General features: G+C 52.5%; 13 protein-coding genes and 1 pseudogene. 3 read left to right on the top strand and 11 right to left on the bottom strand.

Going from position 1 to position 15,759, the window contains the following annotated elements; all coding sequences use genetic code 11:
* Nucleotides 1-85: 85 nt before the first annotated feature.
* The 7 genes from ACSV5M_RS10080 to ACSV5M_RS10050 form a co-directional block, all read right to left on the bottom strand.
* Complete coding sequence (locus ACSV5M_RS10080; protein WP_439175954.1) at nucleotides 86-622, bottom strand: DUF924 family protein; 537 nt, start codon at nucleotides 620-622, stop codon at nucleotides 86-88.
* A gap of 164 nt (nucleotides 623-786) precedes the next feature.
* Nucleotides 787-1,845: a sulfate/molybdate ABC transporter ATP-binding protein gene (locus ACSV5M_RS10075; RefSeq protein ID WP_439175952.1), complete on the bottom strand. Its 1,059-nt coding sequence runs from the start codon at nucleotides 1,843-1,845 to the stop codon at nucleotides 787-789.
* A gap of 124 nt (nucleotides 1,846-1,969) precedes the next feature.
* Complete coding sequence (gene cysW / locus ACSV5M_RS10070; RefSeq protein ID WP_439175950.1) at nucleotides 1,970-2,866, bottom strand: sulfate ABC transporter permease subunit CysW; 897 nt, start codon at nucleotides 2,864-2,866, stop codon at nucleotides 1,970-1,972.
* A gap of 1 nt (nucleotide 2,867) precedes the next feature.
* The gene (cysT, locus tag ACSV5M_RS10065; protein ID WP_439175948.1) at nucleotides 2,868-3,692 is read right to left on the bottom strand and encodes a sulfate ABC transporter permease subunit CysT; all 825 of its coding nucleotides are present in this window, start codon (nucleotides 3,690-3,692) and stop codon (nucleotides 2,868-2,870) included.
* 84 nt (nucleotides 3,693-3,776) lie between these two features.
* Nucleotides 3,777-4,787, bottom strand: coding sequence for a sulfate ABC transporter substrate-binding protein (locus ACSV5M_RS10060; RefSeq protein WP_439175946.1), 1,011 nt, complete (start codon nucleotides 4,785-4,787; stop codon nucleotides 3,777-3,779).
* 118 nt (nucleotides 4,788-4,905) lie between these two features.
* A complete protein-coding gene (locus tag ACSV5M_RS10055; protein WP_439175944.1) occupies nucleotides 4,906-5,964 on the bottom strand; it encodes a porin in 1,059 nt (352 codons plus the stop codon).
* Between the two features lie 75 nt (nucleotides 5,965-6,039).
* Complete coding sequence (locus tag ACSV5M_RS10050) at nucleotides 6,040-6,222, bottom strand: YezD family protein (protein ID WP_439175942.1); 183 nt, start codon at nucleotides 6,220-6,222, stop codon at nucleotides 6,040-6,042.
* Between the two features lie 244 nt (nucleotides 6,223-6,466).
* On the opposite strand from ACSV5M_RS10050, the pseudogene ACSV5M_RS10045 reads away from it, so the two are divergent.
* Nucleotides 6,467-6,979, top strand: a pseudogene (locus ACSV5M_RS10045) (RBBP9/YdeN family alpha/beta hydrolase); the annotation flags it as partial.
* A 7-nt stretch (nucleotides 6,980-6,986) separates the two neighbouring features.
* Here ACSV5M_RS10045 and ACSV5M_RS10040 read toward each other — a convergent pair.
* The 4 genes from ACSV5M_RS10040 to ACSV5M_RS10025 form a co-directional block, all read right to left on the bottom strand.
* Nucleotides 6,987-7,841 carry a sulfite exporter TauE/SafE family protein gene (locus tag ACSV5M_RS10040; RefSeq protein ID WP_439175940.1) on the bottom strand — a complete coding sequence of 285 codons (855 nt, stop codon included), beginning with the start codon at nucleotides 7,839-7,841 and terminating at the stop codon, nucleotides 6,987-6,989.
* Between the two features lie 87 nt (nucleotides 7,842-7,928).
* Nucleotides 7,929-9,752, bottom strand: a complete 1,824-nt coding sequence (gene typA / locus ACSV5M_RS10035; RefSeq protein WP_439175939.1) for a translational GTPase TypA — start codon at nucleotides 9,750-9,752, stop codon at nucleotides 7,929-7,931.
* A gap of 313 nt (nucleotides 9,753-10,065) precedes the next feature.
* On the bottom strand, nucleotides 10,066-11,544 hold the full coding sequence (thiI, locus tag ACSV5M_RS10030; protein WP_439175937.1) for a tRNA uracil 4-sulfurtransferase ThiI: 1,479 nt from the start codon (nucleotides 11,542-11,544) through the stop codon (nucleotides 10,066-10,068).
* Nucleotides 11,545-11,763: 219 nt separating this feature from the next.
* Entirely contained in the window at nucleotides 11,764-12,975 is a 1,212-nt protein-coding gene (locus tag ACSV5M_RS10025) for a cation:proton antiporter (protein WP_439175935.1), read from the bottom strand.
* Between the two features lie 579 nt (nucleotides 12,976-13,554).
* Between ACSV5M_RS10025 and glnA the strand changes: the two genes are divergently transcribed.
* Nucleotides 13,555-14,955: a type I glutamate--ammonia ligase gene (gene glnA, locus ACSV5M_RS10020; RefSeq protein WP_439175933.1), complete on the top strand. Its 1,401-nt coding sequence runs from the start codon at nucleotides 13,555-13,557 to the stop codon at nucleotides 14,953-14,955.
* 119 nt (nucleotides 14,956-15,074) lie between these two features.
* The gene (locus ACSV5M_RS10015) at nucleotides 15,075-15,623 is read left to right on the top strand and encodes a DUF4124 domain-containing protein (RefSeq protein ID WP_439175931.1); all 549 of its coding nucleotides are present in this window, start codon (nucleotides 15,075-15,077) and stop codon (nucleotides 15,621-15,623) included.
* Nucleotides 15,624-15,759 lie beyond the last annotated feature (136 nt).

The raw sequence follows: 15,759 nt of genomic DNA, 5'->3' as shown, positions 1-15,759 counted from the left end.
TTTGGCGCGACGCCGGATTCCGACCTGCCACCCCGTAGGTCGGATTAGCCAAAAGCGTAATCCGACAAACACCTCTGTTAACAATCTAAAAACTCGACCCCGGCCGCTGCAAAAACGCCAATTCCTCTGCTGTCGACTCCCTGCCTAAAATCTTATTGCGGTGCGGATAACGCCCGAATTTTTCAATAATCGCTTTATGCTGGAATTCAAAATCCAGATTGTTCTGGATACCGTTAGCGGTGAATAACCGCACCGCTTCTTCGTGAATGACCAGCGACTCGCTGTGCATGTAGGGCATGTACAAAAAGCTGCGCTCGACGGCGGTCAGCGCTTTATCGGCTCCACACGCGACGGCTTCCTGCGCAAGCGCCAGGGCCAGGGCATCGCAGGAAAACGCCGCGGGTGAATCGCGAAACATGTTGCGGGAAAATTGATCCAGCACAATCACTTCTGCCAATCGGCCTTTCGCGGCACCTCGCCATGAAAACAATTCGCAGCGCGCGGCTTGCGCGTGTGTATCGCTGAATCGCTCGCGGATGCGCTGGTCGAGTGCTTCGTCTTTTATCCACCATTGTTCGGGCGTGAGTTCGGTGAACCAGAAAGATAATACGGTTTCGCTCATGGCAGGCTCCGTTTGCAGGGTGATTGGCGGATTGTGCTGCGCTAATTCACCGGGCTATTGAATTTGTCGCGGGGTTTGCTTGTCGGGTTACGCTGCGCTAACCCGACCTACGGGTGTGGCACGTTGCAATGTAGGTCGGATTAGCCGCAGGCGTAATCCGACAATTACTGTAAGAACACTTTGGATTGGAGCGGCTTGACATAAACTGTGGTACCCAGCTGTAAATTCAGTAACCGCTCCTGGGAGCGCGGCAATTCCACATGGAAAAGGTCGTCGCTGAGTGCATGGCGCAACTCAATACGCAACACCGCACCTGCCGTGCTGATATTGTCCACTCTGGCTTCGATAAAATCCTCACCCTGCGGTTCCCCTTGCAACTCAATATCATGGGGACGAATGTAGGTGATAGCCGCGCTATCGCCGATGCTCGCGTGCTCCGGCGCCGGCAATTTCACCTCGCCGATATGGGCCCAGCCTGCATGGACACGACTGTGAAATGCATTCACCTGACCGATAAATTCGTATACAAACGGGCTGGCCGGATTATTGTAAACCTCATCCGGTGAACCTATCTGTTCAATCGCACCTTTGTTTAATACGACAACACGATCCGCCACCTCCATGGCCTCTTCCTGGTCGTGGGTGACGAAGATGGAGGTAATGTGCAAGTCATCGTGCAGGCGGCGCAACCAGCGGCGCAAATCCTTCCTGACTTTTGCATCCAATGCGCCGAAGGGTTCATCAAGCAATAACACCTTCGGCTCTACCGCGAGCGCGCGCGCCAGGGCAATTCGTTGGCGTTGACCACCGGAGAGTTGATCCGGATAGCGATCAGCAAGCCAATCCAGCTGCACAAGACGCAACAATTCATGCACGCGTTCAGCGATCTCCTTTTTGTGGGGGCGCTTGTCTTTGGGGCGTACCGTTAAGCCGAAAGCAACGTTATCAAACACCGTCATGTGGCGAAACAACGCATAATGTTGAAATACAAAACCCACCTGGCGCTGCCGCACATGAACATGGGTGGCGTCTTCCCCGTGAAATTCCACCACGCCGCTATCCGGTTGTTCCAAGCCGGCAATAATACGCAGCAGTGTGGTTTTACCACAGCCGGATGGACCGAGCAGCGCGACCAGTTCACCGGTGGGAAAATCCAGTGAAACGTTATCCAGCGCAGAAAAATTGCCAAAGTTTTTGTGGATGTTTTTGACCTGGATACTCATGTGTTTTCTCGTTGTATAAAAAATGCTGTGGTAAAGATTTCTATCACTGCTAATGTTGATAAGCATTAATTGACGGCCGCTGTCGGATTACGCCCTTGGCTAATCCGACCTACGGGATGGCCAGTCAGGTTTGCTGAAGGGCAGCGCGGATGGATTTGTCGCGGTCGCGCTTGTGTTGCCATTCCAGTAGTGATTTCACCAGCAAGGTGATCAATGCCAAACCGGCAAGTAAGGAGGCCGCCGCAAACGCCGCAGCGAATTGATATTCGTTGTAGAGAATTTCAATATGCAAAGGCAATGTGTTGGTCTGGCCGCGAATATGGCCACTGACGACGCTAACTGCACCGAACTCACCCATGGCGCGCGCATTACACAAAATAATGCCGTACAACAAACCCCACTTGATTGATGGCAAGGTCACGCGCCAGAAGGTTTGCCAACCGTTGGCGCCCAGCGTAAGCGAGGCTTCTTCATAGGAAGTGCCTTGCTCTTCCATCAAGGGAATTAATTCCCGCGCAATAAAAGGAAAGGTGACAAACACCGTCGCCAATACAATGCCCGGCACAGCGAAGATAATGTTTATATTGTTATCTGATAGCCAGGGACCAAGCCAACTTTGCGCACCAAATAACAACACATAGATTAACCCCGCCACCACGGGTGAAACCGCAAAGGGTAGATCAATCAAAGTGATTAGCGCTTGCTTGCCGCGAAATTGAAACTTGGTAATGGACCAGGCGGCTGCCAAACCAAACACAAGGTTCAGGGGTACTGCAATAGCAGCGGCCAACAAGGTTAATTTAATGGCATGCCAGGCGTCCGGCTCGGTAATTGCGGCCCAATAAATATCTGCACCACGTGCGAAAGCCTCTGTGAATACCGCAACCAACGGTACCACCAGAAATAACGCCAGAAAAACCAGGGCTGTACCAATTAATGCCAAACGAATCCACAGCGGTTCTGTTGTCGTATCGGTTGTGTTACTGCGACGGCGCCAGAGGGAGGATACTGCACCAGTCATATCACGCTCCTGCCCGCTTGCTGCTCCAGTGTTGCAACACATTGATCAGCAACAACAGAATAAAAGAAAAGACTAATAGCACCACCGCCAGAGCAGCGGCACCGGCGTAATTGTATTGCTCGAGTTTTGACATAATTAATAAGGGTGTGATTTCGGTACGAAATGGCATGTTGCCGCTAATAAACACCACGGAACCGTATTCACCCACAGCGCGCGCAAAGGCCAAGGCAAAACCGGTAAGCAAGGCGGGTAAAACCGCGGGCAATAAAATGCGCCGAAAGGTATGCCAACGATTAGCACCCAAACTTGCCGCTGCTTCTTCAATTTCTTTTTCCAGCTCTTCCAACACCGGCTGCACGGTTCTTACGACAAACGGCAAACCAATAAAAGTTAAGGCCACGATGATACCCAGCGGGGTGTATGCGACCTTGATGCCGAGCGGCGCAAGCCATTGACCAATCCAGCCTTGCGGGGCGTAAAGCGCCGTTAATGCAATCCCTGCTACGGCAGTGGGCAAGGCAAAGGGTAAATCAACCAGCGCATCGACAATTTTTTTACCAAAGAACTTGTAACGCACCAATACCCAAGCGACGATAAAGCCAAATACCAGATTAATCAGCGCACCCACAAAAGCTGCACCGAGACTCACGCGATAACTGGCAATCGCTTGTGGATCGAGTACCGTTGCCCAAAACTCAGACCAGGTGAGTGTAAAAGCTTTGGCAAATAAGAAAGCCAATGGAATAAACACCACCAGGCTTGCGTAAAATGCTGCATAGCCCAGTGACAAGCCGAAACCAGGAATAACAGAAGGTCGACGATTCATGAAACACCTTTTTTGCAAAACCAGCGTGTATAAAAGCCCGCGCAGAGTTGACGGCCTCAGCGCGGGGTGCTGCCCTCAGCAAATTTAATTCGCACCTGGTTTATAGATCTCATCAAAAACACCACCGTCATTGAAGTGGGTAGCCTGGGCTTTCTGCCAACCGCCAAAGGCGTCATCAATCCTCACCAGATTAACCTTAGGAAAAAACGTCGCGTACCTGGCTGCCACGTCAGGATCGCGCGGACGGTAATAGTGTTTGCCCGCGATGTCCTGACCAGTTTTGGTGTAGAGGAATTGCAGGTAAGCCTCAGCCACTTTACGTGTGCCATGTTTATCGACATTCTTGTCGACGACGGTCACCGGTGGTTCAGCGAGGATGGATAACGAAGGCACAACAATCTCGAATTGATCCTTACCCAACTCATTCAATGCCAGGAAGGCTTCGTTTTCCCAGGATAAAAACACATCGCCAATACCGCGCTGGACAAAGGTCGTGGTTGATCCGCGAGCACCCGAATCAAGCACGGGCACATTCCTGTAGAGCTTGGTGATAAAATCTTTGGCCGCCTCATCGGAACCGTATTGTTTTTTGGCATAGGCCCAGGCCGCAAGATAATTCCAGCGCGCGCCACCTGACGTCTTCGGGTTGGGCGTGATGACTTCTATTCCCGGTTTTATCAGGTCATCCCAATCCTTAATCTGTTTCGGATTACCCGAACGTACTAGAAATACAATCGTGGACGTGTAAGGAGCGCTGTTGTAAGGCAAACGCGACTGCCAGTTGGCTGGTATTAATCCCACTTCGCTATGAATCGCATCAATATCGTAAGCCAGTGCCAACGTAACCACGTCGGCTGCCAGGCCATCGATGACCGCGCGCGCTTGCTTGCCGGCGCCGCCATGGGACTGGCTGATACTCACTTTCTGCTGTTCCGTTTTTTGCCAGTGCTCGGCAAAAGCTTTATTAAATTCCACATACAATTCGCGGGTCGGGTCGTAGGAAACGTTTAATAATTTCACTTCCTGCGCTTGGGCAACGGTGGTGACGGCGAAGGATAAAACCAGCAGTATTTTTTTCAGGTGTGTCATTGACATGATCAAGGTCCTTACAGAAATTTTTAATGAATAAATTCAAAATATCAGGCGAAAGTAACGCGCGAGAACACAGCGCATCAACATCGTTTAACAGGCAAAGTGTTATCCATGATTCACCTTAAAAACTATGATCAAGTCCGACGGCGAAGGTGTTGTCTGCCAGATCTGCGCGATCAATATCCTGCGCCGAGAAATAGGTAAACACCTTGGTTTTATTGCCCAGGCTGTAATCCAGCCCAAACGCTGCCAGGGTGGCCTTTTCATCACTTATATTTGCTTCCGCGATACCGTATTGGGCTTTCAATTTGGCGTGACCGATATACCAAGCGCCCGATAAAAGATAACTGGTATCTTCTGCATCGCTACCTTGTGCAACATCACGGGCCTGCTGCACCAGTGCACCCAGCTCAAATGTACCCAGTTTTGCAGTGCCCACTGCACGGATAATATCGGCACGAACAATGCCATCCAGGCTGCGGCGCGCCAGTTGGTGGGTGTCGTATGCAATGGCTCCGTAAAAGGTGCCGGTGTCGGCAACCAGTGATACCGAAACGGTATCCGTCAAGCCGTCGTCAGGTTCACCGTCAAGATCGACATCCGCACCCTCTGCAGCAATAGCGGCAACGTTGGCAGTGACAACTCGGGCGAATTTGGGTGTAGAGTATTGAACAATGTTATTGGCCCGATTCTGGCCGCCGAGCAACACGTCGATATCGGCTTTTAAGTCATTAAATTGGTCGACCCTGCCTTCAATCACCTTTAACGGTGTATCAAATTTACCGCCAAAGATTCGACCGAAATTCCCTTGTAATCCAGCGTAGATATTGCGTTGGGTAAAAGGACTGTTACCGCCATCGTCAGCGTCGGTTTCATATTCCGCGAGATACACCAGGGTTAAACCGGAATCCTCCAGTGCCAGTTCGCCTTTAATACCCAAACGCGATGCATTGGAATTCAGTTCCCATTGGTCAATGGTAAGCGGTGTTTGGCCAGCTGCAACACGGGCCGCGCCTTGGTGATCAAATTGATCCAGGGTGAGATTGATCTTGCCGTATAACGTCGGTGTTGCAGCATCTGCCTGAGCAACAACACTGTTGATTGCAGTGGCAATAGTGAGGGACAAAAATGCAGGGTAAATGAATCGGCGAGGTAACCGACTACCGTATTGAAATGACATGCTAATCTCCAGAATTAACCTATCACTTCCGGTGGTCCGGTCAGTGTTTGTGTGTGTTTAGACTATCGTGTTGATTTATCTAGCGTGGTCGCCTTTATCAAACCGTTTTTTCTCGCGACGTTCCAGTTGTACGATTTTTCCGTTATGGATGAAAATTTCCAATGAGCCATATTGAATTTGCTGCAAGGCCAGTTTTATTTCCTTGAGCACGGCGTCATCCAAATCGGCGACTGATGCTTCTGTTAATGGGTTCGCCATGATGTTTCTCTTTGTCTAACTTACCCGACTGATTGCTCAGCGACGGCGCCATACTAATCAAGCCACCGCGCACCTGAGAAAGATTTATTTTTTATTAGCTTATGCCGGCCAAGGGTATAAGAACCTGCGTTTCAGGAATGATGTTTTCGGTAATATCCACAGAACAAATCATTCCTTCATTCGATACCTCTTTGTATTTAAGCTGCACATCAATATAGAACACAGGTTAATACAGGAGCCGATCATGAGTTTGTCTTACCCCTTGGATGAACAGCTCCAGTCCCATGAAATATGGCAATCAGATACCCAGACGTTTACCGCTGGCTATCCAGTTCTGATCGTGCCCGGCCTGAATAACAGCGACGCCAACCATTGGCAAACCCTGTGGCAGCAAAAACTGGTGAACACCCGGCGAATTAGCGTTAAGGATTGGCATCAGGCTGATCTGGATAAATGGCGTGCGGCAATTAAAAAATCCCTCGATAAAATCGGCGCGCCGACCATCCTGGTCGCTCACAGCTTCGGCGCATTGGCCGCCGCGTCTATCGCCGCCGATTTTCCCGGGCAGGTAGCAGCGGTGTTGCTGGTGGCGCCGGCTGATCCGGATAAATTTCATATCGCACATCGCTTGCCTGACCGACCGCTCGGCGTTCCGGTGCATGTGATTGCGAGCAGCAATGATCCCTGGATGAAAGACAGCAAAGCGGCTTATTGGGCGTTGCTGTGGGGTGCGAATTTTTTACGCCTAAAAAACCTTGGCCATATCAACAGTGATTCTGCGATTGGCATTTGGCCGGAGGGTTTGCAGCAGTTGCAGTTGTTAACGTATAGAGCATCTGCAGCGACAGCACGATCAGCAGCGCCGCAAACGCCTTTTTCAGTTGACTCACCGGCAAACGGTGCGCGAGTTTTGCACCCAGTGGCGCGGTGATAAAACTCATCAGGCTCATGGCAACCACAGCGGGCCAGTAAATAAAACCCAGGGTAAAATCCGGCAAGCCTGCCACCGTCCAACCGTTGATAAGGTATCCCGCCGCACCCGCCACGGCGATGGGCACACCCACCGCTGCCGAGGTGCCAATGGCTACCGGCAAACGCACATTGCACCAGGTCAAAAACGGCACGGTCAGCGTGCCTCCGCCGATGGCGACCAATGCAGACACTCCACCGATCCCCACCCCCACACCGGCCAGTGTCGGCGCCGCCGGCAGTTGCCGCGTTGGTGCCGGCCGACGATCCAGGATCATTTGCAGCGCGACACATGCCATAAAACAGGAAAAGAAAATCGCGAGGGGTTCTGCGGGAAGATAACTCGCCACAAAGGTGGCGGCGAAGGTGCCAAGGATAATGCCCGGTGCAATTTTGAGAACGACTGGCCAGAGCACCGCGCGGTGTCGGTGGTGCGCCCCTACGCTTGCCAGCGCCGTTGGCACAATCGCCGCCATGGACGTGCCGAGGGCGAGATGAACAAGGTGCGTGTCAGGAAATTGATGCGCTGCAAACAGCAGCGTCAGCATCGGCACCATGATGCCACCGCCGCCGATACCAAAAAGTCCGGCGCATAAACCAGTAACGGCGCCTAACAGAAAAAATGAAATGAAAAACAGGATATCCGGCATCGATTTTTGAGAGAGCTTCCAATAAAAATGCCCATTTACCGCATCGAACTACCGACCGTAAATGGGCATGATCATTACCGCAAGAAATTATTTTTTAGCGCGTTTACGATCGTTTTCCGTCAACAGTTTTTTGCGCAGACGAATACTTTGCGGCGTCACTTCTACCAACTCATCGTCTTCAATAAATTCCAGCGCTTGTTCCAGTGTGTGACGAACCGGCGGTGACAAGGTCAGTGCATCGTCAGTACCGGAAGCACGCACGTTGGTCAATTGCTTGGCCTTGGTGGGGTTAACGACCAAGTCGTTGCTGCGTGAATGCAAACCAACAATCTGACCCTCATACACTTCCACACCGGCACCGAGGAACAAACGGCCGCGGTCTTGCAGCGGGTGCAAACCATACGCGAGGGTCTTACCTTTCACCATGGACACCAGCACGCCGTTTTGACGCTTGGCCACTTCACCTTCCTTAACCGGACCGTAATGGTCGAAGATGCTGGTCATGATGCCGGAACCGGAGGTCATGGTGAGGAACTGACCGCGGAAGCCAATCAGGCCACGCGACGGACACAGGAACTCCAGCTTGATACGGCCTTTGCCATCCGGCTCCATATTGGTCAACTCGCCCTTGCGCAGGCCGAGCTCTTCCATCACAGAACCCTGGTGATGTTCTTCAACGTCGATTACCACTTGCTCGTAGGGCTCGTGAATTTCACCGTCAACAATTTTCTGCACCACTTCCGGACGCGACACACCCAATTCAAAACCTTCACGACGCATATTCTCGATCAGTACTGAAAGGTGTAATTCACCGCGACCGGAGACAATAAATTTATCGGGCGAGTCGCCTTGTTTGACCCGCAGAGCCACGTTGTGGATCAGTTCCTGTTCCAGGCGATCCTTGATGTTGCGGCTGGTGACAAACTTACCTTCTTTACCGGCAAAGGGTGAATCGTTGACCTGGAAGGTCATGCTCACAGTCGGCTCATCAATCGACAGGGCCGGCAGGGCCTCAACGGCGTCGGGGCTGCACAGGGTGTCAGAGATACCCAGCTTGTCCACCCCGGTAATACAGACGATATCGCCCGCGTAAGCCTTGTCGGTTTCCACCCGTTGCAGGCCGTGGTAACCCATCACCTGCAACACCTTGGCTTTACGCTGGTTGCCTTCGTGATCCACCACCACAACCTGCTGGTTGGGTGCCAGGCTGCCGCGCTTGATGCGGCCAATACCGATAACGCCCACATAGCTGCTGTAATCCAGTGCGGAAATCTGCATCTGGAAGGGACCATCCAGATCCACCACCGGCGGCTTAACCTTGTCGACGATCATCTGGAACAGGGGCGTCATGTCGTCTTTAATGTCATTCAGATCGGTACCGGAGACACCGTTCAACGCCGAGGCATAGACCACGGGGAAATCCAGCTGCTCTTCGGTGGCGCCCAAGCGATCGAACAATTCAAACACCTGGTCGATCACCCACTCCGGACGTGCGCCCGGGCGGTCGATCTTGTTGATCACCACGATGGGATTCAGGCCTTGCTCGAAGGCTTTGGAGGTTACGAAACGGGTCTGCGGCATGGGTCCGCCCACCGCATCCACGATCAACAAAACAGAATCCACCATCGACAGAACCCGCTCCACCTCGCCACCGAAGTCGGCGTGTCCGGGGGTATCCACGATGTTGATGCGGTAATCGTTCCATTTGATCGCGGTGTTTTTCGCGAGGATGGTAATCCCGCGTTCGCGTTCCTGGTCATTGCTATCCATGATCAGATCGCCAGTGTCGTCGCGGCGGTCGAGGGTGCCGGATTGACGCAACAACTGGTCAACCATGGAGGTTTTACCGTGGTCAACGTGGGCGATAATGGCAATATTACGCAGTTTTTCGATAGCGGATTGATCTGTCACAGTGTTGTTTCTCTTGGATTTGGCGCCAGCTGAGGCTAGGATTTGACGCCAGCTGAGGCAAGGGAGGACGGTAAAAAGCCGCGCATTATACCCATGTCGGGCTGACGGGGATATGACAGATAGGGTTTTATTGATGATTTTTTAGTCGAATCATGGCAGCGAAGCGGAAGAAGTCGTGCGGCATCGCTGCCATCTCCCTGCGCTTCATATGCGGCAGCAAGATTGTGACCGTGTCAATCTGGGTAAAGCCGAGTGCGTAATCGGTTTTCAATAAGGGATAGATCGACAGCAAGGTGGATGGATCAAGTCATGTCTAAATCGAGCACGCGCTTTTCGGCTCAGGACGATAAACACCAATATTAGTGTGCCCTGCATCTTTCAGGTTGGCCGCATGCAGCTGACTCATGACGCCCTTCTGGCAATAGAGTAAATACTGCTTGCTCGTATCCAATTGCGGAAATTGTTTGTTGAGCGAATAGAAGGGAATCTTTTCGATGGTGACATTGGGCAGTTTCAGCGGGTTCGCTTCTTCTTCATCGGGATGGCGAATGTCGATCACCACCTGATCCGCACCCACGACATCCGCCACAATCGGAACCGTCAGATCTGCATTCAGGTCGTCCACAATTTCATCGATATTCTGTGCAATGCGTTCGTCGATAGCGCGTTGCAGCACCGCCATATCAAAATTTTCTTCTTCCGCCTCTACGCGCCCCAACTTCGCACGCGTGGTGGGGTTTACGGAAATCACACCGCAATATTCCGGCATGCTGGCGGCGAAGGTTTCCGTACCGATCTTGCGCGAGATATCGATGATCTCACCTTTATCCATCGTGGCCAGCGGGCGCAACACCACCATATCCGTCGCGCGGTCAATCACGTTTAAATTCACCAGCGTCTGGCTCGACACCTGCGCCACACTTTCACCGGTCACCAGCGCCGGAATCTCCAGCGACTCCGCCACCTGTTCCGCCGCACGCAACATCATGCGCTTGAGCACCACGCCCATGTAGGAATTATCAACCTTTTCAAGAATTTCACGCACCACATCTTCAAAGGGCACAGTGACGAATTTTACGCGATGCGAAGCGCCGTATTTATTCCACAAATAATAAGCCACTTCTTTTACGCCGATTTCATGGGCGCGGCCGCCGAGATTGAAGAAACAATAATGCGCGCGCAACCCGCGCTTGATGCACAAATACGTCGACACCGTGGAATCAAAACCGCCGGAAATTAATGACAAAACCGGGTCCTGCGCACCGAGCGGAAAACCGCCCAGACCTTGCGTTTTGCTCGCGATAACAAACAGGCGCTCCCACTTGATTTCCAATGGAACAACAATATCCGGGTTATGCAGATCCACACCTTTGGCCTGCGAGTTATGCAACAACCCACCCCCCACAAACTTTTCCACTTCCACCGAACTGAAGTCGTGTTTGCCATGGCGCTTCACGCGCACACAAAAGGTCTTACCAGCCAACGCATCGCGCCAATGCGCCAGGGTTTTTTGAAAGATATCTTCCAGATCACCCAGCGGATAAGCCTGGATCAACGAAAAATTCGCAATTCCCGGCGTATGCGCCAACACCTCAGCCACCTGCGCCGTCACCGACGCATCCGCACCCGGCGCGACTACCTCAATCTTTTCCCAATCGCGCTGCACATCAATATCCACCCCCAGATCCGCCAGCAAACGCCGCAGGTTATCGCGCAGCTGCTTGATAAAGCGCTTACGCACCGGCGGACTTTTGATAATGATCTCGGGGAAAACCTTGACGATAAAATGCATGAACAACCGCGCCTGACTGGTGAAAAAGGCGGCGATTATACCTTATGTTCGTCTGATCCGGGATTGAGGCATCAATGACATGAATTTGCATTGAAGTGAGTTTGGCATTGGGGTGTTTGTTTCGAAACCCTCAAGTCAGGGATGACTTGAGGGAGCTACAGGGATGTATTCATGCGTTTTCGAAACAAACACCCCAATGCCAAACGGTGTGCAAAGTACTTATTTCGACCTAAAAATAACTTCTCGTAACTTCTCCAGCTTCGGCGCCACCACCGGCACCGTCAACATCGTACTCGCCACCGCCATCAACAACAGCGCCGTAAACGTCTCACTCGTAATAATCTGCTTATCCAACAACACATTCGCAAAGATGATCATGATCAACGCCTTGGTCTGCAACAACCAACCAATAATCGACGCCTCACCCTTCTCCCACTTCAAAATCCGGCCCGCCAGATGCACCCCCGCCAACTTACCGCTCACCGACGCCACCAATAACACCGCCGCCGCCACAAACACCATGGTGCCGCCCACGTCCCAATTGGTCCGCAAGCCTGTACTGAGGAAAAACACCGGCATAATTACCAGCAACACATGGTGACGCAGCTTGTCCATATCCTCCTGGTTAAACCAGTCGCTGTCGGTCACCGCACCCGCCAGAAACGCACCCACCATATAGTGCAAGCCGGACCAGTCACCCGCGAAACCACAAATCGCCAGCCACACCAGAGCCACATACCAACGGTCCCGCTCGGGAATAGCCGTCATCAACTTACGATACAAATAGCTCGCCGCCGCAAAGCCCACCAGGAACATCCCCTGGCGTCCCACGCGATCCCAATCCAGCAGGATCAACGCCAATACGCCCCAGATCGCAATATCATCAAGGCTGGCATAGCGCAGGATGCGCTGGCCAATTGGCTGGCGCAGAATCTCCAGCTTCTCCATCAACAAGATCAGGATCGGCAAAGCGGTCACGGCGCAGGACATGCCCACGCCCAATACGAACTGCCAGGGCATCCCTTGCGGGCCCATCCAGCCATCAAACATCAACATACCCAGTCCGGCGGCACAGCCAAATGCCAGCGGCACCCCCAAGGCCAGACCAGCAGTGATACCGCTCTCGCGTTTGTAGCGCCAGGCCTTGCTGAGGTCCAGTTCAACCCCGGCGATAAACACAAACAACATCACTGCCCACCAGGCAATGCCGTTGAGCGCGGTGACCACCGCAGGATTAAAGACAAAAGCATAGTAGTCGGGAAAGAAGGCACCGAGGATGCCCGGGCCGAGCAGGATACCGGTGATAATCTGCACCACCACCAGCGGCGCCCAGTAATCTGTTTTTCCAACGCGCCAGATGAAATAAGGCACAGTGAAGATAATCGTCATGGCAATCAGGAAGATTTCCGTGGTGTTCATCGCGTGAGGCATGGCATGTCCGGTTTATTGTTATGGGTTAATCAAACGTGAGAAAAAATCACAACCGATAGCGCCTGAACCGGTGCTCCCGGTCAGGCGCGCCTTTGTACAAAGCGCCGCTGTCGCCGGTCAATTGTTTAAAACTATCTGCACGATAGCCCGAACGTGGCCCCAGGTGACGGGGCGCAAAGCAACGCGTCAAAGTACGGATTTATTTGCGCTTTGAGCTTGACGGTGAATCACCGGAAAGCCTACTGTTGGCGCGCTAAAAAGAAGTTGAGAGATTTTAAAGCAAGGGATGGTTGATACCATCAATCCACCGCTCAATTTGGCACCAAATAAGTGCAAAGCAAAAAACGCGTGCAACATTTTGGTGCTTTTGATAAAAAAGCTTGGGTCCCAATCTTCCGCAAAGCCTGATTTTTACAAGCCCGTTGCTATTTCTCCGAGATGGCATATATTTTGCCCCTTTTCGGACACCCTGGTTCTCGCTCTGCTCGCTACTGGGGTGGCGAATGTGGAAAGAGCGCGGGATAAAAATGATTTCTGACTTGTAGCTATGGTGGCTACTCATTTACTTGGAGGCATTCAATGTCTAAGACTCTGGACTTGATCAAAGAACACGAAGCGCGCTGGATTGACCTGCGCTTTACCGACACCAAAGGTAAAGAGCAACACGTTACCTACCCCGCCAATGTGGTAAACGATTCCTTCTTTGAAGAAGGCAAAATGTTTGATGGTTCATCCATCGCTGGCTGGAAAGGTATCAACGAATCAGACATGATCCTGATGCCGGATGACTCTACTTCTATGCTGGACCCCTTCTACGACGAAGCAACCATCATCGTGCGTTGTGACATCGTTGAACCTGCCACCATGCAAGGCTACGACCGCGACCCACGCTCCATCGGCCGTCGCGCTGAAGAGTACCTGAAGTCCACCGGCCTGGGCGACAAAGCCCTGTTTGGCCCGGAGCCAGAATTCTTCATCTTCGACAGCGTTCACTACGCCAGCACCATGGGCGGCGCGTTCTACAAGATCAAATCTGAAGAAGCCGCCTGGGACTCAGGTGCTGACACCGAAGGTAAAACCGGCCACGCACCACGCGTAAAAGGCGGTTACTTCCCGGTTGCGCCGATCGACTCTCTGCACGACATCCGCGCTGCCATGTGTAATGCCATGGAAGCTATGGGTCTGGAGATCGAAGTTCACCACCACGAAGTGGCTAACGCTGGCCAGTGTGAAATCGGCGTAGGCGCCAACACCCTGGTGAAAAAAGCGGACGAAGTACAGATCCTGAAGTACTGCGTACACAACGTGGCTCACCAGTACGGTAAAACCGCTACCTTTATGCCGAAGCCGCTGATTGGCGACAACGGTTCAGGCATGCACGTACACCAGTCTTTCTCCAAAGCTGGCGTTAACCAGTTTGCCGGTGATGCTTACGCTGGTCTGAGCGAAACTGCCCTGTACTACATCGGCGGTATCATCAAGCACGCTAAATCACTGAACGCTTTCTGTAACGCGTCTACCAACTCCTACAAGCGTCTGGTTCCAGGCTTTGAAGCGCCGGTCATGCTGGCTTACTCTGCCCGTAACCGTTCTGCTTCTATCCGTGTTCCGTTCGTATCTGGTGCCAAAGCCAAGCGTATCGAAACCCGTTTCCCTGACCCGACTGCTAACCCTTACCTGGCCTTCGCTGCACTGTTGATGGCCGGTATCGACGGCGTTCAGAACAAGATTCACCCTGGCGACCCAGCGACCAAAGACCTGTACGACCTGGAGCCGGAAGAAGAAGCGGAAATCCCGACCGTTTGTGCCAGCCTGGAAGAAGCGCTGCAAGCTCTGGAAGCTGACCACGACTACCTGACTGCTGGCGGCGTGTTCACCAAAGACTTCATCGACTCTTACATCGCGCTGAAGCGTGCCGACATTCAACGTGTTGACATGACTCCGCACCCGGTAGAGTTCGAGCTTTACTACAGCGTGTAAGCCAGTAGCGTTTAGTTAGTAAGGTAATTACTTACTTAAGGCCCGTTCAGGCGACTGAACGGGCTTTTTCTTTTTCGGCAGCGGGAGTACTCTTGCGGAAATTGTTTAAGGAGATATCCATGCCCCTTCGCTCGCTGTTGTGCTTACTCCTTGGCCTTTCCCTGACGCTCAGCGCCGGTGCGCAAATCTATAAGACCGTCGACAAGGACGGCAAGGTGATCTACACCGATAAGCCCCGCGGCGATCAGCCCGCGGAAGCCGTTAAACTGCCTCCCATTAACACTCTGCCTCCTGAAAACGCGGATAATTTTCCTCGAGACGAACAGCAAAACCAGCCCGAGGCGATTCGCTACCAGGTAGACATCATCAGCCCCCGTGAAAACGTGACGATTCCGCCAGGGCAGCGGGATCTGGGCATTGCTGTCACCCTTAACCCGCCGCTAGCCGGGGACCACTGGCTGCTTTACTTTATGAATGGTGAATTGCTAGAGGAAACCCGGGAAAGCAATATTGTGGTGCAGGATGTTTTTCGCGGCAGCCACACACTGGAAGTCGAAGTGATCGACAACAATGGCACCTCTCTGGGCAAGTCAGCGCCGGTCGTGGTGAACGTGATTCGTCCCACCGTCAAACAGCAAGCCGCGCCGAAGCCCAAACCCAAGACATAATGCGCCAGATGCACAAGCCCTAAAAGCGGGCAGCACTATTTTGGTGCAAACCACCCTTGCACCAACTAGACTCACCCCTGAAAACGCCTAAAAATAAGCACTTTTTACGTTGGTTTGCTTTTTGCATAGCTCATGC

It is taken from the genome of Cellvibrio sp. ARAG 10.3 (genome assembly GCF_051846955.1).
Classification (GTDB): domain Bacteria; phylum Pseudomonadota; class Gammaproteobacteria; order Pseudomonadales; family Cellvibrionaceae; genus Cellvibrio.
This window is presented reverse-complemented; position numbering and strand designations above follow the sequence as displayed.

Coding starts and splice junctions, on each gene's coding strand:
- cysT (WP_439175948.1), bottom strand. CDS start 3,692: ATGAATCGTCGACCTTCTGTTATTCCTGGTTTCGGCTTGTCACTGGGC.
- ACSV5M_RS10050 (WP_439175942.1), bottom strand. CDS start 6,222: ATGGCGAACCCATTAACAGAAGCATCAGTCGCCGATTTGGATGACGCC.
- ACSV5M_RS10080 (WP_439175954.1), bottom strand. CDS start 622: ATGAGCGAAACCGTATTATCTTTCTGGTTCACCGAACTCACGCCCGAA.
- glnA (WP_439175933.1), top strand. CDS start 13,555: ATGTCTAAGACTCTGGACTTGATCAAAGAACACGAAGCGCGCTGGATT.
- ACSV5M_RS10040 (WP_439175940.1), bottom strand. CDS start 7,841: ATGCCGGATATCCTGTTTTTCATTTCATTTTTTCTGTTAGGCGCCGTT.
- ACSV5M_RS10025 (WP_439175935.1), bottom strand. CDS start 12,975: ATGCCTCACGCGATGAACACCACGGAAATCTTCCTGATTGCCATGACG.
- cysW (WP_439175950.1), bottom strand. CDS start 2,866: ATGACTGGTGCAGTATCCTCCCTCTGGCGCCGTCGCAGTAACACAACC.
- ACSV5M_RS10075 (WP_439175952.1), bottom strand. CDS start 1,845: ATGAGTATCCAGGTCAAAAACATCCACAAAAACTTTGGCAATTTTTCT.
- ACSV5M_RS10055 (WP_439175944.1), bottom strand. CDS start 5,964: ATGTCATTTCAATACGGTAGTCGGTTACCTCGCCGATTCATTTACCCT.
- thiI (WP_439175937.1), bottom strand. CDS start 11,544: ATGCATTTTATCGTCAAGGTTTTCCCCGAGATCATTATCAAAAGTCCG.
- ACSV5M_RS10015 (WP_439175931.1), top strand. CDS start 15,075: ATGCCCCTTCGCTCGCTGTTGTGCTTACTCCTTGGCCTTTCCCTGACG.
- ACSV5M_RS10060 (WP_439175946.1), bottom strand. CDS start 4,787: ATGTCAATGACACACCTGAAAAAAATACTGCTGGTTTTATCCTTCGCC.